The organism is Pedobacter psychrodurus (genome assembly GCF_004331735.1).
In the GTDB taxonomy this organism is placed as follows: Bacteria; Bacteroidota; Bacteroidia; order Sphingobacteriales; family Sphingobacteriaceae; genus Pedobacter; species Pedobacter psychrodurus.
Genome location: NZ_SJSO01000003.1, coordinates 274,035 through 295,031 on the forward strand (window position 1 = coordinate 274,035; position 20,997 = coordinate 295,031).

Below are 20,997 nucleotides of genomic sequence, written 5' to 3' on the forward strand. Positions count from 1 at the left end.
AATAATTATTTGACAAAGCACTTTAAGATATTTTAGGTAAATCTCTTAATAACCATATCAGGGATATTGTGTTTGTTAAACCAAATGCCTGTTAAAAGACTATTATAACGAACTGCAGATATAGGTGGTGTTTGGCTGTAACCATCCTTTTCACCTCCCATTTGCATCCCTGGTATAACTTCCATTACTTATAATCCTTTTCACATTTGGAAGATCTGATCGCTCTATAACATCAGCCGGAATACCATCGACAATAATTAAAACTGTCTTTTTTGCTTTTTGCGCCCAACCATTTAATGAAATAGCTAGCAACAACAGCAGTATTGTTTTTTTTATTATTTTTATTTTCTTGAATTTAAATATTGAAAGCCTACGGGACTAAAATAAAAAAGCACCAACGGTTTTCGATGGTGCTTTTTAGGTTTATGGTTTGAGTAACCACATTACCTCATTTATATTATCACCTTGCGGATATTGCCTGGAGATGGCTGCTGAAACATTCTGTTGGTTCAACCTCAACTCCGATTCCGGGTACATCCAACGTTTTGGTATGCGTTTCTCGTTTAACATACCTGCACCTGTAGTATCAAAAACAGGGTAACCGGTTCTTCTTTGCTCAAAAAACGGTTGCCAACCACCATTCATGAAAGAGGCAATATATTTCTGAGTGATGATGTTTGATATTGGACTAGCTGCTCCAGCCAACTGTACCGTAGGCTGCATTAGATAGTTATTGATAGTTGCCTCATCTATTCCATAAAACTGCATTGATGCCCGAACACCGTTCTGATAATAGTCGCTTGCACTTCCACTAATCCATCCCCTCTGTACACCTTCTGCCAAAATAAACTGCAATTCTGCATAGCCTAAAGCAATACTTGGCTCGTTAGTTGGATTGTTATAATAACGTGGCTTGATTTTAGAAACCTCACCTGCAACCGTTTTTGCATTGTTTTCGTTAACCGGTGCGCTCCCTCTTGCTCCGCCGTAGGCATTAAAATCATTTACGGGCAATGCTGAGAATTTGGTCGCCTTATCTGCAAAGTTAAACAGACGTGAATCTTTTAAGGATTTCAATAAATTAACAAAAGTTTCTTCCATGTAGTTGGTTGTTTGGATATCATTATTATTGAAATAAGGATAACGATTTCCTGCTAAATCATAAAACTTCAGTTGTGCATTATCTGAATTGCCCGTTAAAATTGGATATTCTGTGGAATTATTAACAATTTCGGCAAAACGTTTTTTTACTTCAAATCTTGTATCGTTTTCCTTTATAGACAAACTCATCAAAATCCTTAGAGATAAGCTGTTGATTACACGTTTCCATTGTTGCATGTTGCCATTAAAAACAATATCGCCCTGGATATTCGGCGTAGAAGCCGTTATCAATCCATTAGCAACTTTTAAGTCGTTTAATATGCTTAAATAAATATCTTCTTGCTTATCATAAACCGGAGCTGATACATTTTCATCTCCTTTTAAAGCCTGACTGTAAGGTATATCGCCAAACATTTGTGTAAGTTGAAGGAAATGCCATACCCTGAAAAACTTTGCAATTGGCTGATATTCTGGCTTATTTTGACTTGTTGCAGCTTGCTCCATCTTCATTACCTGACGCAGATTGTTAAAATTACCAAAGCTGCCTCTGTTCCAACCATAATACTGGTTTAGGGAAACCGCGTCAGTATAAACCATTTGACGGGAAGCAAATGCCACAGTAATATCAGTGGTTTGAAAAGCTCCCTGTTCAACTGCATTTAAAAGTAAGTCGGGTGTTGCAATTGTAGATTTATTGGGGTCTGTTTGGAATTCACTGAACTTCTTGCAGCCTACTTGTGTAAGTGCAGTAAATAATAACAGATATAATGTCTTTTTCATATTATTTGCTGATTAAAAATTAAGGTTAACGTTAAAGCCAAATGATCGGGTAGAAGGTGTTTGAAGGTTATCAACTGCAGGATCTGGATCTACATTAGGCATTTTTGAGAATAACAATAGGTTACGTCCTACCAATGATAAATCCAATCCTTTAATGAAAGATTTACCTAATAATTTACTAGGTACTTGCCAGCCAATTGTTACTTCTCTTAATTTTAAAAATGTTTGTGAGAAATAGTTATAATTATTATAAGCGCCGTTACTTGTATTGGTCATATAATCGATATAGTTTACAGCTCTGCTATTTGGAGCAAAAACACGGGTATCGCTGATAATATTGCCAACAGCATCATAAGTAGCTGAACCGCTCGTTACAATTACACCATCACCAATGAAAGTTGATCTTCCTGCGTTTGCATCTACACGGTACTGGTTAAGTGTTCCTGGGTTTGTACCACCCCACCACATTTTCTGATTGGTTGTAGAATACATCATACCTCCTAAACGGCCATCAACCAAAAACTTTAAGGTAAAGGCCTTGTAGTTGAAAGTATTTTCGATGCCATAAGTCCAGTCTGGAGATTGGTGTCCGATAAATCTGGAGAAAGTATCGTTTAGCGGGAATCCGTTGCTACCGTAAATAACTTGCCCCTGATTGTTGGTTTGGTATACTGAGGTAAAGATTTTATCCGTACGATCGCCTACTCTTAAAAAGTTTAATGTTTCTGCACCACCATAAATTTCCTTCAAATATCTGCGGTATTTACTTAAGTTTACCGCCATGTTCCAGCTAAAATCGCTGCTTTTTAACAACGTTCCAGATAAAACGAACTCAAATCCTCTACGTTGAAATACGTTACCGTTAGCTAACTGACTGTTATACGCACTCGTTATTGAAGTAGGAACGGAAACTATATTATTGAAATCACGTGTCTGATAATAAGTTGCCTCTAAACTTAACCTGTTGCTGAAGAATTTGGTATCTAAACCAACCTCCCAGCTATCAGATGTTTGTGGCTTAAGGTCTCTATTGAGCAAAGCATCACCAAAAGTTAAAGACGGAACGCTGTTCCAAATCGTGCCCTTGTTAAATGAAGGCAAATAGCTATACGTATATGCATTATCATTTAGGGTCGCGCTTGATACCCTTGACCACGAACCGCGAGCCTTCAAATATGAAAACCATTTTGGCAACTTTGTAAGTTGCGATATCACAACAGAACTACTTACCGAAGGATAGAAGAAACTGTTATTTGCCGTTGGTAAGGAAGAAATCACGTCATTTCTTCCTGTAACGGTCAGGTAAATTGCGTTTAAAAACTCTAAGTCTAATACCGCATAAACACTACTTGTGCGTCTTTCTTCAACAAAGTTATTACCTTGTATTGGATTAGCAGAGTTACTCAAATTATAAAAACCTGGTATGGTTAAACCGTCTGTACTGGTCGATCCGTATTTATTGTTTCTGTAGTAATTAGCAGCGCCAACCTGAGCGTGTAATTTAAATTTCTCGGTAAAAGTATGGTTGTAATCTCCAATTAAATCCGATACTAAATCTATATAATTTCCAGTCGCAACGGTAAACTGTCCTCTTGATTTATTTCCATAACCGATATAACTCATCGGCTCTTTATAAGTACGGTTTAAACCATAAGAATTAATGCCATTTCTAAACTGAACACTAAAAGCAGGACTTATTTTATAATTCAGGTTTAACGAACCAAAGGTATTGTCTTTATCATAACCTCTTAAATACTCATAAGCCTGAAAATAGGGGTTATTGTAGTAGGAAGTATTGTAGTTTCTTTGCTGAATACCTTTTTTCCCCGGAACCCAATAATCTCTCAAATCTGCAACACTAACATCCGCTCCTGTCCATAAAATTAAATTATACAAGTAGTTGGTCGGACCATAACCAGTTTCCGGGAAATTCTTGGTAAACTGACGGTTGTAGTTTAAACGGGCATCAACAGTAAAATTATCTGATAACTTATAATTTCCGGAAATGTTGAATGAGCTGTTTTGTAAATCAGTATTTGGTACAATTCCCTTTTGATAAATGTGAGATGCTGATGCTCTGAATGCGCCTTTCTCTCCACTTTGGGTAATGCTGATGTTATTGCTAGCGATTATGCCGGTTTGGAAGAAATCTTTAACATTATTTTTTCCCCTCGAAATAAAAGGAAGTGGTACAAGTTGACCCGTAACAGGATTTCTTGGACTGTTGAACTGAGGTGTCTCAAAAAAGCCGCTAGACGTGCTCGGATCTACCTGATCTAATTTTGGCCCCCAAATCCATCCCGAACCTTCTGGTCCACCGCCAGAACCATCAACATAAGTATATTTACCTTTAAAACCTGCACCATATTCGGTTTGCACTTCAGGGATTCGGATAAAACTTGGCTGAATTTGTGTTGAACTGTTTACATCAATACTTAAATCTTTACCCTTACCGCGTTTTGTGGTAATCATAATTGCACCATTTTGTCCGATCGAGCCATATAATGCAGAAGCATTTGCGCCTTTTAAAACAGTTACCGATTCTACATCATCTGCATTTACACGGTATAAATCGGCTGATTGATCTGGAATACCATCAATAACAATTAGTGGTTTTCTTCCTCTCAACGAGATTCCAGGATCTTGAAAAAGATCTGTTGAGTTGGTAATATTTAAACCGGCAACACGACCAGTAAGCGAGTTAATAATGTTTGGTTCTCTGGCTTTTACTAAATTTTCACCTTGAACTTCCTGAACCACATAACCCAGTTTAGCACGGTCTTTTTTAATACCAAGAGCTGTAACCACTACTTCAGATAATACCTGGCTGTCTTCCATTAACTGTACCTGATAAGCATTTGCATCGCCGACAGAAACTTCTTTAGACTGGTAACCAATATTTTTGAAAACCAGTACGGCTCCATTATCCGCCTTGATAGAGAAATCGCCATCCTGATTGGTTACCGTGCCCGTATTAGTTCCTTTTATCAATACCGAAACACCTGGAATGCCTAAGTTATCTTTATCCGTTACATGCCCCTTAATAACTCTTGGAGCTTGAATAATTACTAATTTTTCTGAAGGCTTAAGAATAATCTTATTGCTTAGCTTAATATAGGTAAATGGCACTGCAGATGCAATCTTCTTTAATACCTGTTCTAAATTACTATTCGTTTCGTTCAGGCTAATCTGCTTTTGCAGAAATCCGTTGCGGTCTACACAAACAAAACTGAAATTAGTTTGCTTATGGATTAGATCAAAAACTTGTTCCAAAGATTGGTTGGTTAATCTGATGGAACACTTTACCTCAGCGAGGTTTTGCTCGCCATTACTCCTGGGAGTGGCAAAAGCGGCGTTGAGAAAAACAATCAACAGGCATGCGATTGATAAGATTTTCTTCAACGAAATTAAAGACGTGTTATAGATCTTTTTTTTCATAAATTAGCAAATTCGTTAGTTAAATTTTAATTGTTTATTTGGCGATTAATAGCCGGCATCTCTAACATGCCGGTTTCTTTTTTTCAGGCTATGCCTGTATATTTTCCTGTTATTTATTTCTTCATTATTTAGCACTTATATAAATCTTATTTCCTTGCTTTCTATATTCCAGATTACCCGATGCACAGATAATTGTCAGCACATCTTCAATACTATCGCCCTTAAACTGGGCATAAATGCGGGTATCTGCCGTCGGCTGATCGGCAAAAATTAATTTCACACCATACATATTTTCGATATTAACGGCCGCGTCACTTAATTTATCGTTGCTTAAATTGAGCGTTTTAGTCATCCAGCCCAAAGCAGTTAAGCTATCGACGTTATGCTGAAATACACGTTGATTGGCTCTATTAAAGGTCAACTCCTGCCCTGGCTTTAATAAATATGCATCATCATTGTCTGAATTCAGGTTTACTTCTACCTTACCTTCTAACAGAGATACCGTTGTTAAAATTTGATTTTTAGAAGCATTAACATTAAAATGGGTACCTAAAACCTTTACACTTAAATCGGCAGTGTTTACCCTAAAAGGCTGATGTGTATTTTTACTGACCTCAAAATAAGCTTTACCATCAAGCGAAACATTTCGGAAAGCACTATTAAATGCAGAAGGATAACGCAGTATGCTTTTTGGGCCTACAGATACTTTAGTACCATCAATTAACGTAATATTTTTAATTTCTCCTGCTCGGGTTTTAAGCAAATTATAGGTTACTGAAACAGAATTATTTGATCTTAAAAAATAAATAAGACTAACCAGAAGCAAACCGATTACTGCTATGCTTGCGGCAACTAAATTCCATTTAAAAGGAGTAAGCTTTTTAATTTTGGCAATATTATCTGCCTGATGATTTATTCTGTCTTTTAATCGGGTGAGTGCAATTGTACTTTCTTCATTTTTAGCTTGTGCAGTATGTTGCCAGGTGAGTTTAATTTCCTCAAAGGTCTGTTCGTGATCTGCAGAATCAGTTATCCAATCGGCCAGTACTTCGTTTTCCTCGGTTGTGGTTTCCTTTTGCAGGTATCGTGTAATTAATAAATAAATTTCTTGCTCTTCCAAATCTGATGTATTTACAGTGAAGACGTAAAAGTAACATCACCTCCTTACACTATTAATTCGATTTAACAGAAACATAACATCTTTAACGGCAATTTAACATTAGGAAGGAGAGTTGTAGTAACGAAAGTTTTCTTTGAGAAACTTTATGGCACGATACATATGTGTTTTTACCGAATGGATGGAGATACCCAGTATGTTTGAAATTTCTTCGTAAGAAAGATGATCGTGCCTGTTCATCCGAAATACTAATTCTGTTCTATCGGGCAGTAAGGTTATCATCTGATGAATATCCCAATCCAATTCTTTATACATCAATTGCTGATCTGGGGCATAAAAAGAATCTGTCGATCTCTCTTCGATAGAATCTATTGGAACAAAAGCTTTGGTTTTTTTTTTACGAAAATGATCGTTAACCTTGTTTTTAACCGATGTATATAAAAAAGAATTAAGTGCAGTATGCACTGAAAGTGATTTCCTGCTTTCCCAAAGCTTAAAAAAAACGTCCTGAACCAAATCTTCAGCATCACCATTAGAAGAGTTTAGCAAAGATTTACAGAATCGAATTAAGCCTGGATAATAACTGACAAACAACTGATCGAAAGCCTTTTCATCATCGTTAGCCAACTGCTTTAAGAGTTCAAAATCCCCGGTTTGATTAATATTCATACTTAAGGACAAAGCTAAAATCCACTTGTTAAAAAACTGTTAAAAACAGATTAGCAATAGCTCCTCGTAGCAAAGAAAGTTTTAGCTTTTGAAAAAATATAATTTCCTTTAATTTAAAAATGGGTATTGCTAACCCTTTTTCCATAGGCCGGATTACCCAATACGGTCGGGTTACAGTATTTCTATGCAGGGTATTAATAAAAGCTGCGTGACAACATATCCTATTTTTGACCAATGCTTATTTAATATCACTTTTCTTTAAGGATTTGCTTTCTGCTTTAGCCGGTTTTAAGAATAATCTTAAGGCGATGTTATATATACAGATTAAACAAACTTGTCGAAACTAGCTTGTTCCTTTTGATTTGTCATGATTTGATCAGCTAAATAATTGCAGTTGCTTTAGCTACTCAACAGCCTAGTTGAAAGTATGTATAGTTGCCAGATAAGATTTTTACGGGAAGAAATAGGCAGAGAAGAATATTTTTGAAACAAACAGGCTTTTTAGCTGGTGGAATTCTGGCCAGTAGCAGAGTTAGAGCTATGTTTGAAAAACCAAAGTTGTTTAAAATCGGAAATATTGGGCGTGGATACAGGTTAAGAAATTATTCATATCTCAGAAGAATATCACAACGTTTCAAGTTGTAGTGCTTTACGATGTGCTTGATGATGGACTTGCTCAGCTAATAAATTGGCAGAAGGGGTGAGCGATGGAAGACATATCGGGATTATAATAAAATGCTGGAGGTAGAAAAACTCGATGCAATCGTTACCGCAGTTCCTCTACAATTGCATTAATTTTACTGTACCTATATACTGTTGCGAATAGTCTGCAGTTCGGATGATATTCCCGGCGGATTCCCGGGCATAACATGCATTTAAGGTTTGTTAATTATCCGGGAGACATATTTATTTATAGCAAATCCTTATATTTTTAACTCTGGTTTATAAAAGCTATCCTAATGGTGGCCACAACAAGACGTTGCATCGGATAATTTGTGTTTCTAAGCTCTAAGGGCAATAAGTAGTTTCAAGATATTCTCGCAATGTGGTCGGTTTCCTTTCCAATACTTGTTCCAGCGTGCCATCACAAATGTTATAAGCTCCATTTTTGATTATCTCTGAAAAAAGCAGGGCCTTTGAGATTTCCGCTTCATCTGCTCCATGTTGTCTTAATGTTGATGCAAAGGCCTCCTGATCAGAATTCAGGAAAGTTATTTCATGCCCAGAAAGATCGCTCAATATATTGGCCACATCAACAAAGGAATAAGATTGTTTGCCGCTAAAAATATAGGTAAAATTAAACTCATTTTTTTTAAGAATAATTTTGGCTATCGCTTCTCCAATTTCATCTCGGCTGGCAAATGCTGCTTTTCCACGACCTGCTGGAAATTTTATACCGTTGATCGGTAGATTGTCTCCAATAAAGTAAGGTATCATATTTGAGTACAGTCCGATCTGAAAAATAGTATATTGTAGTCCGCTTTGTCTAATGTAATTTTCAGTGAGAAAATAGGAATCCCTTATCAGTCCCAGTTTACTTTTCTCAACATTATGGCTAATTGCTCCGCCAGCATAATAGATATGTTTGATCCCACTGTCAACAGCTGCATCGATTACATTTTTCTGATGCTCGAAAGCATCCGGGTGCGTTACGTGGATCAAGAGCAAACGGTCAGCACCGATGCATGCCCTTTTAATGTTCTCTTTATCTCTGAAGTCGCCAAGTCGGATAGAGAGGCCTGAATCTTTCCACTTCTGAATTTTTTTCTTATCTCTTGCAAATATTGCTATTTCCAGAGGGCTAATTTTTTTGAGCATATTTTCAAGTACCGCAGTACCTAAATGACCTGTTGCTCCGGTGATTAATATCATATTTATAATTTCTTTTTCTATCGCTATTTGTTTTGTTTTTTTTATTAAAGTCATTAGTCTCCTATTCTTAACTGTCTTTTATATGTGATAAATAGATTGCTTCTGTTAAAATGAGACCGAGAGGTCTCTATTATTCGCAGACCACGAGACTTAAGTAGATACATCCTTTTAATTCAGTTTAAAAGCTGTTCTAATAGCGATGTATCATTAACAAAATTTACAAAAAATAACGCTAAAATGATTATGTATCTAACTGTTTTTCTCAGTGTAATGTTGTGAAAACTTATTCACAGTGTAGTTCGACCTCCAATTTTTCTTTTCTTAAAATGTCTGTGAATGGATTAATCCAGATCAGTTTAGGATTTTTCCATTCGATGAAACTTTCACCAGATTGTCCGAACTCACTTCGAAATGAACATTCCATTCTTACCAGTCTGCTTGTTGTTCACTTAACTTCAAATAACGGGAAAATGATGAACCAATAATTCAGTTTAATACACGCTTTGTCATAAAGGCGTAATTTTTGAATATATTTCTTTGTAGGGATTTAGGTAAATGCCTAAATTTGATTCATGAAAATGCTTGACGTACTTAAATCAATATCAAATCAGACCCGCTTAAATATCCTGACGTGGTTGAAAGATCCCTTTGCTTATTTTCCAAACGAGGAGTTAGCTGACTACTCACCTTCATTAGGTGTTTGTGTTTCCGATATTGCTAAAAAGGCAAAAATGTCTATTCCAACAGTGTCAGTTTATCTTAAAACTATGTCTGCAGCAGATCTTTTGGTAGCAACAAGAAAAGATCAATGGACATACTATAAACGTAATGAAGAGGCGATACAGGAGTTGGCTCAGCTGATTAAAGAGAAATTATAAAAAAAAAATAAATTATCAATTAGGAATTTACCTAAATAACTAAATGTTGTAAAAAAATGAAAGCAGCAGTATTAAACGAGTTCGGCTCGGTAGAAAAGTTCGAAATCCTGGATGTTCCAACCCCAAAACCGGGATTTGGTGAAGTTCTTGTAAAAGTGATGGCGACATCAGTAAATCCGCTGGATTACCAGGTGCGCCGTGGAGATTATAGGAATGAACTGCAACTTCCCGTTATTACCGGTCATGATGTGTCCGGGGTGATTGTAGAGACCGGAACGGGGGTTAAAAATTTCAAGGTCGGTGACGAGGTTTATTATACCCCGGAAATTTTTAAAGGACAGGGAAGCTATGCAGAATATCATGTCGCCAATGAATCCATAATCGGTATCAAACCGAAAAACGTAAGCCACTTGGAAGCGGCGACATTTCCTTTAGCAGCCGGTACTGCCTGGGAAATGCTCTATACCAGGGCACAGCTTAAAATCAATCAAACGATTTTGATACACGGCGGAGCAGGCGGCGTAGGGATACCTACTATTCAACTGGCGAAGGCCATGGGCGCAACAGTTTTCATAACCGCCAGAACCGTGCACCATCAGATGCTCAAAGGATTCGGGGCCGATTATACCATCGACTATGAAACGGAAAATTATATCGATGAAATTTTAAAGCTGACCGATAATCAAGGCGTCGACGTGGTCATTGATACATTAGGCGGCAACACACTTTCGGACAGCGGAAAGGTTCTAAGCCAGATGGGACAGGTGGTAACATTGGTTGATATCGAAAAGCCACAGAACCTGATCCACGCCTGGGGAAAAAATGCCACTTACCACTTTGTGTTTACCAGACAGAGCAGAAACAAATTGGACGAACTCACAAAGCTTATAGAGTCAGGCAAGCTAAAGCCCGTTGTCGGAAAAGTTTTCCCTTTGTCGGAGATAGGTAATGCGCACAGCCTGCTGGAATTCAGAAAAGGTGCTGAAGATTTCTATGGAAAGATCGGTATTCAGGTAGACACTGAAAACAGCCATTAAACAAAATAAATATGGGCAACCAACAGCTATTGATAGAGGCGAACAGCGCTTTATTGGAAGGAAAGTATGCCAAGTTCATTACCTACTGCACGGAGGATGTCAGATGGGAAAATGTCGGTCAGAGAACCTTCAACGGAAAAGCCGAACTTCTTGGGTACATCAGCTCAGCCTATGATGGGGTGACATTCATAACAGAAAATTATATCCAAGAAAAAGATTTCGTAGTGGAGATGGGTCAGATAGTATTTAGAAAAAACGGCGGGTCAGAAGAGAGTTCCTACTGTGATGTCTGGAGTTTTAGGGATGGATTGATCAGTGGGCTGACTTCTTTTGTGATATAACTTTTTTAACGTCATCTGAATATATTAGTGTAGGGGGGCAGATAATGTCGATGTATTTTAAATATCGGGAAGAAAATCTTTTGGCGCTTTTGCGTTCGGGTGACGAACTCGCCTTTAATGAGATTTATCGAAGGAACTGGCAGTATGTTTTTACCTTCGCTGCAAGTGCCTTAAATAATGCCGAAGACACTGAAGAGTGTGTTCAGGATATTTTCTGCAGCATCTGGCTTCGTAAGGAAAGCCTCTTTCTGAGATATTCATTACAAACATACCTTTCCGCAGCCGTGAAATATAGGGTAATAAATATTCTTGATAGACGCTATAGAAAGCGTCAAAAAATGGTACAAGCCGACCCATACTATTTCCATGGATTTTCTCCTTCTCCAGAAGTAGCATTACTTGAAAAAGAACTTGTCCATAAACTGGAATTATCTATTGCCCGGCTCCCTGAAAAATGTAGACTGGTCTATAAAATGAGTAGATATGAGGGTAAAACACATCGCCAGATTGCCGAAGAACTCAATATCTCACGAAAGACTGTGAACAATCATTTGACAAAGGCACTTAAAGATCTTTCTGGTAATCTCTTGACAACTTTTCCACTTTTTATAATTTATGATCTTTTCTAGCAGGGAAAAATGCACTGAAAATCCAATAATGTAGGGTAACTTACAATATTATGAGGGTAGGTGCTTTTTTCCAGCGCTACAAATGACCCAGATAATCTCTTTTATTACCGGGGTTGATATTATACTCCTTATTTTGTTAAAAAATCAGTTGGTAGCATCGTTGTTACCATCCGGCAACATGTATCCCAACAGGTAGATATTATAATTGGAAGGATACATAATTTGCTGAATTTAGTAAATACTAATTGTGCAAAATTCTAATTATGAGTATTTTGCATTCTTTTGGGCTTATCTCCTATAGGCCGACAGATATCCCTTCATTACTAAATCGCACGTAATTTTTTTTTTAAAAAAAATATTAAGCCACTAGGTATCTATACAATTTTTCTGACTATTAAGCTGAAGAATAAAGATATGTTTTGCAAGATTTACATCTGGGCATATTTGTCATGGCATCAAATAATAACTTCATGCTGAAAAATCAGATCTGTACCTAACTGATATATTTTATTCTTTGCTGAGGTCACAAATTGATAAAAAAAACTCTTGTGGCTAAATAAATTTTTAAGATGAGCAAATAGACCTAGATTTTTGAATATTCATTCTCTGAACATTTCATCCGGTGAGATTGAGTAGGGCATCCGGCAAAATATAATAAGACGAAAAAACCTTGACAATACAATTGATTTTATGCATCAACTATTTAATTACATTAACGAATGCGCCTCAACTTCACTTTCGGAAGATGATTTGCAAATTTTATCAAATCATTTCATCCACAAAAAAATTCGGAAAAAACAATATTTATTCGAAGAAGGAGATATATGCCGCTACATGGGATTTATCCTAAAAGGTGCATTGCGTAAATATTACGTCGATGAGAAGGGGAATGAACACATTGTGGATTTATATATCGAAAACTGGTGGATTGGTGACACAGAAAGTTTTGTCATGAAAACAGCAAGTATCTACAATATCGACGCCTGGGAAGATGCCGAAATATTGCTGATAACCAGGGAGAATAGTTTGAAGTTGTCCTCGCAATGTCCGTTATTTAATGAACTCTTGCTGAGACTTGATGAACGAAACAATATCTTGGCTCAAAAACGGATAGCCTCATCCATAAGCTTTTCAGCAGAGAAGCGGTATGAGGATTTCGTCAATAACCATTCCTATTTTATACAACGCTTTCCGCAGCATATTATCGCTTCATATTTGGGGATTACAAAGGATACACTTAGCCGGATACGCAGAAAAGCATTGAAACGCTAGATAGATGATTTTAGTTTTACGTAGATATTTGTCGCTGTTTTTTAATGGCATTTGTCAACATTAATATATTGCTGGTACTTTAGTTTTGTAATTTCCTGATAGTAAATAAACATCGAGTCGGATGATAAATTTTCCATGTCTGTCTTGCCCGCTACTAATATTAGCTCTAACATGATATTGGTCGGCGAAGATTTACAATGATTTGGCTTTCAGTGAATGATGAACAATACACTTAGTAATAGTAAAAATATTGTAATAGCTAACATGCATCCTTTATATAATTATATTAACAAATATTCTTCGACATTAATCTCTAAAGAAGATTTTAATAATGTTAAAAGCCATTTTATCTATAAAAAATTAAAAAAGAAACAGTATCTACTTCAAGAAGGCGAAGTCTGTAAATATTTTGCTTTTATACTCAAAGGTGCAATGCGCCAATATCACATGGATGAAAAAGGTGTGGAACGGATGGTTAATTTGTATGTGGAAAACTGGTGGGCGGGTGACCGAGAGAGTTTTATAGTGGGTACGCCGAGCATTTACAATGTGGATGCGTGGGAAGATTGTGAAGTTCTGCTGATCACATCTGAGGCCTCTCAAAGATTGTCCAGAGACTGTCAGGCATTTAATGAAATGTTGTTAAAACTCGGTGATCGGAGTAACATAGCCACACAAAGGAGAATAACCTCAATAAGCTACAGCGCAGAGAAACGCTACAAATGTTTTGTGGAAAACTATCCCTTTTTCGTAAACCGGTTTCCTCAGCATATTATTGCTTCTTATCTGGGTATCACTAAAGACACGTTGAGCCGTGTACTGAAAAAGGCCACGAAAAAAGTGGACATTGATAAAGTAGGCATAAAGGACATATAGAAGATCATAGAATTCCTATTTGATTCTGTTTTGCCTCGTCTGAATTTCTTCCGGATGCAGATTCTGCAGCTATCTTTTTAATCAGTATATTTTCCGTTTTTGTTAAAGGATTTTTTGATCATGAACCCAATTGAGAATTTGATCTTTCTTTACAGATTGACAATCAAAATGGCAAGTACTCTTGCCATTTTGATGTTTCAAAACCGTAGGAATCAGTTCTTACATATCTATCTATATTTCTTAATTCCCACATCTGGCTTCTATTTTCTACCTATGTTTCAACTTCCATGAAACAATCACTCTATTGAAACTTCTCCTGTTATAAGTGCTCGTGTGCTTTGTCAAGAAATTTTTATTGTACAAAAAAGAACAGAAAACTATGCTTTTTCCTGCGTCATTCTCTTTTCTGAAGGAATTATCGAGTCCCTAACAAATAATTATAACTTATTCCCAATTTGGATAATAGACAATTAGCTATATTTTTTTTGATTATTAGTCTACTGTTCTAAAATATCGAAAACGCAAATTTGCTCACAGTTCCGGAACTGTTCAATTATCCACAGTGCTGTTTTGCCAGTATCGGAAATGAGCAAGATCTTAATCGATTGAGAACTGTAGAATTTGAGGAAGGGGAAACGCAAAAAAAAGTTACCAGTCTGATAACAGCAGCTACAACACGTTTCTGCGTTAAGGTCGCTACAACAGACTGATATTAAGTCTGTATAGTGCCGAAAAGTATAGATGAATTTATAAACATTAAAGAACAATAACATGAAAAGACAAGCAACAGCAGTTTGGACGGGAACAATTAAGGATGGTAGGGGGCATCTAACTTCTCAAAGCGGGGCTTTAGAACATACACCCTACACATTTGTTTCGCGTTTTGAAAGCGGCACCGATACAAATCCAGAGGAACTCATGGCTGCAGCGCATGCAGGCTGTTTTACTATGAAACTAAGTGCTGAACTTACTAGCGCAGGTTACAAACCTAAGGAGTTAGTGACCACTTCCAGCATTTCACTTGAAAACGGTATCATCACTAAATCTGATTTGGTTCTTACTGCCAAGATTCCCGCAATTTCTGAAGAAGAATTTCAAAGAATAGCCACAATTTCAGAACAAGGCTGTCCGGTCAGCAAGGCTTACAATCTCGAAATTTCGCTTTTAGCAACACTTCTATAAATTTTACTCAAGATTAAATCGGAAGATGGGGCAGGCATTTAGCTGCCAATTTTATCCCCAGCTGCTATTAATATTTGATATGAAAAAAATAACTATTTACAATTAAAATCTTGACAATGTACAAAAAACTAATCATGCCTTTTCTATTTTCTTTAAGCTGTGTTGCAGCTCTGGCACAAAAACCAAGCCCTGATCTATTAAATCCGACAAATCATTCATTATTATTGATTGATCACGAAGGCCAAATGGCATTTGCAACCCACAGCATTTCTACAACTGAATTGCGAAACAATGTAGGGCTGATCAGCGGGGCATCGAAAATTTTCAAGATCCCAACCGTGGTAACTACGGTTGCCGAAAGATCTTTCAGTGGTCCAGTTTTCCCAGAGATACAGGAATTCTATCCAGAATCTACTTCAGGATATGTCGATAGGACAACAATGAATACCTGGGAAGATGTAAATGCCCATAAAGCAATTACATCGAAAGGGAAAAAGAAAATTGTCATGGCTGGATTATGGACAAGTGTTTGCATCGTTGGACCTGTATTGTCCGCTATTAATGAAGGGTATCAGGTTTATGTAATCACTGATGCCTCAGGAGATGTATCAAAAGAAGCACATGACCAAGCAGTAACTAGAATGGTTCAGGCAGGCGCAAAGCCGATAACATCTTTACAATATCTTCTTGAGCTTCAGCGCGATTGGGCACGTCAGGAAACTTATAAACCAGTAAATGATTTGGTGGTTAAATATGGAGGTGCATACGGAATAGGCGTTCAGTACGCCCGAGAAATGTTGAAGAAGTAATTTCCCATTATTCCATTTAAAGGCAGGAGAATTTCTTCTGCCTTTTTAATTATTTTAAAGATATGAAAAAATTCATATACGTAACCTTGGGATTTTGTCTTTCAATGTCCATATCTCTTTACGCCCAAAAGGCTGATATCATTATTGAAAATGGTAAAATTTCCTCCCTGGATGGCAAGAATACAACATTTCAGGCGGTTGCGATCCAGGGAAACAGGATTATTGGGACTGGAACGGATTTGCAGATTTCAAAATTCAAAAGTAAACAAACTAAAATTATCGATGCTAAAGGTAATCGCGTCGTGCCCGGATTATTTGATAGCCATCTGCATGTTATCCGTGCAGGAAGGTTCTACAATACCGAATTAAGATGGGATGGTGTTAAATCGTTAAAACGTGCGCTTGAAATGCTTAAAGAGCAGGCTGAGCATACTCCGGAAGGACAATGGATCCGCGTGGTCGGTGGATGGAATGAATATCAGTTCGAGGAGAAAAGGCTTACCAGCATTGAGGAGATAAATCAAGCGACCGGTGATGTTCCTACATTTATTCTTTACCTATATGGTAAGGCCTGGCTTAACCGAGCAGGTTTGAAAAAATTGAGTATTACTTCCGATACTCCTAATCCTGCCGAAGGATTAATACAAAAAGATGAAATAGGAAATCCAACAGGACTTTTAGTGGCAGAACCCAATGCATTTATTCTCTATTCAACATTGGCAAAATTGCCAGTATTGACACATGAAGGAGAACTTAATTCCACGCTTCAATATATGAACGAATTAAACCGTCTCGGCGTAACTGCCGCTATGGATGCTGGTGGCGGTTTCCAAAATTTTCCCGATGATTACGCAGTTACAGATAAATTAAACAAAGCAGGGCAAATCAGTATTCGTCTGCCTTATTTTTTATTCGCACAGAAAAAAGGAGCAGAATTTGCTGACTACACTAAATGGCTTGGCATGGTAAATTTAGATGACAGATCGCATAATGGCCACAATCAGGTGGATTATCATGTTCAGGGGGGCGGAGAAAATATTGTAGGTGATGCAGCCGATTTCGAGAACTTTCTATTTCCCCGCCCGACATTATCACGCGATATGGAAAAAAGCCTGAAATCCGTCATCAGTCTTTTGGTTAAACACAGGTGGCCTTTTCGACTGCATGCAACATATGATGAAAGTATAGATCGTTTTTTGACAGTTATTGAAGAAATCAATCGTGAGACGCCAATGAATGGACTGGTTTGGTTTTTCGATCATGCGGAAACTGTGAGTGATATATAAAATCCGCTTTGGGTTCGCCTCCTGTAAAAAAAGCATTAGAAATGGAAATTCCCTCGGCACTGGGTACGGACGGCACCAGAGTGGCCTCGTATAATCCATGGATTGCATTATATTGGCTAACTTCTGGTAAAACAATTGGAGGAAACAAGGTTATAGCAGAAGAAAACATACTGGACCGGGCAACAGCGCTCCGACTTGCAACACATAAAGGCTATGAGCTTATCAAAGAGCGAGATAAAGGCAGAATCGTAAAGGGGTACTTCGCAGATATGGTTATTCTCAGTGATGATTATTTTGTAATCCCTGAAGAAAATATAAAGAACATTAAAAGTAAACTTACTATTGTTGATGGTAAAGTAGTGTATGCCAGTCAGGAGTATAGCTCAGTTGGCCCAAAATCCTTACCAGTAATCCCTAACTGGAGCCCGGTAAAATATTTTGGGGGGTATCAACATTAATTTCTTTTTCGCCAACTCAAAAGAAACAATTAAACCGTTCAGCCCCCTTGATGGGGAGAATATTGTAGAAAAAGCTCCTGAGAATAGTTATCATTCACAGGAGCTTTTTCGTATTTATTCACGGTAGCTACCTGGTTTGCGATACAGGACGAATGCAGCAAAACGAAATATATGATCAGTGCCTTTTTTCCTACCCAATATTGGTAACGAGGTATATTTTTCTTGATTCGTCGTAATGGACCGTACATATTTCAGCTTGATTTTGTATCTTTTTTGACACCCACAAAATGAATTAAGAACATAAAAATTAATCTATATTCCGATGAAAAATAAAACGGTACCACTTCACTGATATCGGGTTAATCACAGCCATTGATCAAAAAAATCTAACAATTCTTCTACAATAGTCCGATCCAGAACTGTCCAAGTACTAATAGATATATGTCTATTTTTTTTTGCGACTTGTATCATCTTTAAAATTTTCGTTCATACTGATCTTTGGTCTGTTCAATAACGAAATCATTATGCAGCGGAAAACTAGATATATTATTGTCAACCTATTCAGCGACATCTTTGTAAATAAACAGCACTCTCGTACTTCTCAAGTTAGAACCATTAATGTTTTTTAAGTCTTTAAGAACGCTGCGCGTAAGTATTGCTTCAATAAACTGGAAACTATTAGCAATGATCAGCTAGATTCAAAAGTTAATCCCATATCAGATGACAAATAAAGAAATTGGAATAAAGATTACGAATGAAATTTTTTTTAACCGAAACAGCAATGCCATCGAAGCATACTGTAACGAGCATTACCTGAAACAAAATCCTTCAACGATCAATGGACATCAGTGCCTAACAGATTTGTTGAAACATAGTCCTGAAAATGATTTCCGCTTGTTCAAGGGGATCTTTATTGAGTCAAATGATCTCGTTATATCCCATAGTCATCTCAAGCGTCCGGGTAAACCGCGCCTTATGGTGCTAATTATCTTCAGGTTTGAAAACAATAAGATTGCCGAACACTGGGTGTGGCTAAAAAATAGGTTTGTTCCCTTAAGGCTGCGTACAATGGCTGTGTAAAATATAACTGTCTGTATTGCTGGCAACGGCCGGACGTTATAACGAAACTGAAATGGTAGCTTGACCGCATAAAGAATTTATCCATGCACTACATGATATGTTTTTGTTCACTTAAACATAACGATCTCAATTGTGTAAGCCGTTACGTAAATAGATTGTATAACGGAACAGGATTCAAATTCAACTGGTAGAGTAGGTTTTATCTCATCTAATTTATTCTAAATTTCTTTATTTATTTTCTTCGAATTATTAAAAGGTCTATGAAAATTAGAAAACAGACCGATCTACCAATTATGAAAATTTGGGTATATTTTGTTGCTTCATTGAAACAGTCGACTCATATGTATTTGATTTAAAACGCCCGAAGGGCGCTAACCTGAATATTTGTGTAGACAACTTATTTCAGCTAAGCTTCATTCAGAATCCTGATCCAGCCCAAGAAGCTTTTTTCCTTGGGGCATAGTATGGGTTGCTTAGCTTAAAACAAATTTTTCAAGCTCGCAATTGAATTTTTGCATTTCTTCAACAAAAAGAGCATGGCCGCTATACTCAAATGCAATTAGCTGCGAGTGCTTTATGCCTTTATTTAACTCCTCAGCGAGTTGGAACGGGCAGATTTTATCTAGGCGTCCATGGAAAATTGCTGTTGGTAATTCAATTTTTGACAAAATTGGCCGCAAATCTGTATCTTTCAAGGCGATTAGACACTTTGTGGCTGCATAGGGTGAAGCTTGCCAGTTAAGTGAATCAAGCCAGGCTGCCAAACCTGGTGAGAGTGATGTTTCGCTAGCGGTAAATATTTTTCCAAAATTATTGTATAATTTCGATCGGTCGGTGTGTATCAGGTCAATGAGCTGCTGTGCATCTTGTTGACTGATACCGAATGGAAAATCAGGCCTTTGCGTCCACGAGGGCGCAGCAGCGCCAAATAATACCAGTTTACTAATGTGGGCAGACTCGTACCGCTCAGTAAAGTAGATTGCAATCGCGCCTCCCATAGAAAAACCGCCAAGTATAGCGTTTTCAACTTCGAGTTTTTCCAGTACTACTTTGATGTCTTGTGAAAAGGTTTCGTAATCGTATAGGCCGTATGGCTTGCCTGATTGGCCGAATCCTCTAAGGGTAATGCCAATTACCCTGATGCCCCTCTCAACAAAATGTTGATACTGGTACTCGTACATTGCATCGCTGAGTGGCCATCCATGTATTAGTACCAACGGCTTACCATCGCCGATGTCAGTTACATGTAGATTGACATTTATCGCGACTTTGATAAATTCTTTTCTTGGAGAAAGTTTTTCCGCCGCCAATGACTTTTTTGGATCTTTCATATTATTTTGATATTTTTCGAACAGCACAGTTTCTTACTTATCATTTGCAGCCTGGATAATTACGTCAGCAACCGCTTCAGGTTGTGATATAAATAAGGCATGACTGGCTTTGATTTCTGTAATTTTGGTATTAGAGCGCTTATACATATTCCTTTGTATTTCAGGGCGAATGCTTTTATCTTCTGTTGCAACAATACCGTAAGCTGGTTTGTCCCGCCAAGCTGCATTCTTAAGCGGAGTTGTAAAACTTTCTGCATAAATAGGACCCTGGGGGGCGAACATGAAATCCGACTCTTCTTTAGGAAGGTCTGCACAGAAGCCCACATGAAACTTAGATTGGTCATAATAAACAAAACCTTTCTCATCAGGCGGAAGGATTCCATATTCAGGCAAATTGGGCATAGATGTTGCCCATTTCAGGGTATTTTCACCCTTATCTGGCTGATAGGCGGCTACATAGACGAGCTTGACCACGTTTTTATGGATACCCGCTTGAGATATCACAACCCCTCCCCAGGAATGTCCAACCAATATCACAGGTCCGTTTTGCTTATCTAATATACGATTGGTTGCCTGCACATCGCTTTCCAAAGAACTTAAAGGATTCTGTACTATGGTAACATTATAACCTTTCTTGGATAATATTCTGAATACGTTTTTCCAACCCGAACCATCTGCAAATGCACCGTGGACGATGACAACATTTTTTACCTGGGCAAAAGTATTCAGATTTACCGATAGTATAACCAATAGGGGGAAAATAAGGCTGGCGCGCTGGGCGCTGAATAGTTTTGTTTGTTTTTTCATTTTAAGGATTATTTATTAGGTCTAATAATTTTAA

Annotated in this window: 19 protein-coding genes; 11 read left to right on the top strand and 8 right to left on the bottom strand. The window is 37.5% G+C overall.

Features of this window, described 5'->3' with window-relative positions:
- Positions 1–32: 32 nt before the first annotated feature.
- The 6 genes from EZ456_RS25045 to EZ456_RS04620 all read right to left on the bottom strand — a co-directional run bounded on the left by EZ456_RS25045 (position 33) and on the right by EZ456_RS04620 (position 9,031).
- Positions 33–185, bottom strand: a complete 153-nt coding sequence (locus EZ456_RS25045) for a hypothetical protein (RefSeq protein WP_165501244.1) — start codon at positions 183–185, stop codon at positions 33–35.
- 238 nt (positions 186–423) lie between these two features.
- Positions 424–1,881 (bottom strand): SusD/RagB family nutrient-binding outer membrane lipoprotein, encoded by a 1,458-nt coding sequence (locus tag EZ456_RS04600; protein ID WP_131527760.1) that lies wholly within the window; start codon positions 1,879–1,881, stop codon positions 424–426.
- 12 nt (positions 1,882–1,893) lie between these two features.
- A complete protein-coding gene (locus tag EZ456_RS04605) occupies positions 1,894–5,319 on the bottom strand; it encodes a SusC/RagA family TonB-linked outer membrane protein (RefSeq protein ID WP_131527762.1) in 3,426 nt (1,141 codons plus the stop codon).
- A gap of 124 nt (positions 5,320–5,443) precedes the next feature.
- Positions 5,444–6,439: a FecR family protein gene (locus tag EZ456_RS04610; RefSeq protein WP_131527764.1), complete on the bottom strand. Its 996-nt coding sequence runs from the start codon at positions 6,437–6,439 to the stop codon at positions 5,444–5,446.
- Between the two features lie 99 nt (positions 6,440–6,538).
- Positions 6,539–7,105, bottom strand: a complete 567-nt coding sequence (locus EZ456_RS04615; RefSeq protein WP_131527766.1) for an RNA polymerase sigma factor — start codon at positions 7,103–7,105, stop codon at positions 6,539–6,541.
- A 1,008-nt stretch (positions 7,106–8,113) separates the two neighbouring features.
- Positions 8,114–9,031, bottom strand: coding sequence for an NmrA family NAD(P)-binding protein (locus EZ456_RS04620; RefSeq protein WP_131527768.1), 918 nt, complete (start codon positions 9,029–9,031; stop codon positions 8,114–8,116).
- A 518-nt stretch (positions 9,032–9,549) separates the two neighbouring features.
- On the opposite strand from EZ456_RS04620, the gene EZ456_RS04625 reads away from it, so the two are divergent.
- The 11 genes from EZ456_RS04625 to EZ456_RS04670 all read left to right on the top strand — a co-directional run bounded on the left by EZ456_RS04625 (position 9,550) and on the right by EZ456_RS04670 (position 18,825).
- Positions 9,550–9,855, top strand: coding sequence for an ArsR/SmtB family transcription factor (locus EZ456_RS04625; protein ID WP_131527770.1), 306 nt, complete (start codon positions 9,550–9,552; stop codon positions 9,853–9,855).
- A gap of 56 nt (positions 9,856–9,911) precedes the next feature.
- Positions 9,912–10,892 (top strand): zinc-dependent alcohol dehydrogenase family protein, encoded by a 981-nt coding sequence (locus EZ456_RS04630; protein WP_131527772.1) that lies wholly within the window; start codon positions 9,912–9,914, stop codon positions 10,890–10,892.
- Positions 10,893–10,903: 11 nt separating this feature from the next.
- Positions 10,904–11,233, top strand: a complete 330-nt coding sequence (locus EZ456_RS04635) for a nuclear transport factor 2 family protein (protein ID WP_131527774.1) — start codon at positions 10,904–10,906, stop codon at positions 11,231–11,233.
- Positions 11,234–11,283: 50 nt separating this feature from the next.
- A complete protein-coding gene (locus tag EZ456_RS04640; protein ID WP_165501245.1) occupies positions 11,284–11,862 on the top strand; it encodes an RNA polymerase sigma factor in 579 nt (192 codons plus the stop codon).
- A gap of 690 nt (positions 11,863–12,552) precedes the next feature.
- Positions 12,553–13,134, top strand: a complete 582-nt coding sequence (locus EZ456_RS04645; RefSeq protein WP_131527778.1) for a Crp/Fnr family transcriptional regulator — start codon at positions 12,553–12,555, stop codon at positions 13,132–13,134.
- Between the two features lie 219 nt (positions 13,135–13,353).
- On the top strand, positions 13,354–14,010 hold the full coding sequence (locus EZ456_RS04650; RefSeq protein WP_225876467.1) for a Crp/Fnr family transcriptional regulator: 657 nt from the start codon (positions 13,354–13,356) through the stop codon (positions 14,008–14,010).
- Between the two features lie 771 nt (positions 14,011–14,781).
- A complete protein-coding gene (locus EZ456_RS04655) occupies positions 14,782–15,192 on the top strand; it encodes an OsmC family peroxiredoxin (RefSeq protein ID WP_131527780.1) in 411 nt (136 codons plus the stop codon).
- A 116-nt stretch (positions 15,193–15,308) separates the two neighbouring features.
- Positions 15,309–16,001: a hydrolase gene (locus tag EZ456_RS04660; RefSeq protein ID WP_131527782.1), complete on the top strand. Its 693-nt coding sequence runs from the start codon at positions 15,309–15,311 to the stop codon at positions 15,999–16,001.
- A 62-nt stretch (positions 16,002–16,063) separates the two neighbouring features.
- The gene (locus tag EZ456_RS04665; RefSeq protein ID WP_205945023.1) at positions 16,064–17,287 is read left to right on the top strand and encodes an amidohydrolase family protein; all 1,224 of its coding nucleotides are present in this window, start codon (positions 16,064–16,066) and stop codon (positions 17,285–17,287) included.
- Positions 17,288–17,295: 8 nt separating this feature from the next.
- Positions 17,296–17,745 carry an amidohydrolase family protein gene (locus tag EZ456_RS25630; protein ID WP_262711964.1) on the top strand — a complete coding sequence of 150 codons (450 nt, stop codon included), beginning with the start codon at positions 17,296–17,298 and terminating at the stop codon, positions 17,743–17,745.
- 720 nt (positions 17,746–18,465) lie between these two features.
- Positions 18,466–18,825, top strand: a complete 360-nt coding sequence (locus tag EZ456_RS04670) for a nuclear transport factor 2 family protein (RefSeq protein WP_131527784.1) — start codon at positions 18,466–18,468, stop codon at positions 18,823–18,825.
- Positions 18,826–19,298: 473 nt separating this feature from the next.
- Here EZ456_RS04670 and EZ456_RS04675 read toward each other — a convergent pair whose 3' ends face one another.
- Positions 19,299–20,156, bottom strand: coding sequence for an alpha/beta fold hydrolase (locus EZ456_RS04675; RefSeq protein ID WP_131527786.1), 858 nt, complete (start codon positions 20,154–20,156; stop codon positions 19,299–19,301).
- Positions 20,157–20,189: 33 nt separating this feature from the next.
- Positions 20,190–20,963, bottom strand: coding sequence for an alpha/beta hydrolase (locus EZ456_RS04680; RefSeq protein WP_131527788.1), 774 nt, complete (start codon positions 20,961–20,963; stop codon positions 20,190–20,192).
- Positions 20,964–20,997: the final 34 nt, after the last annotated feature.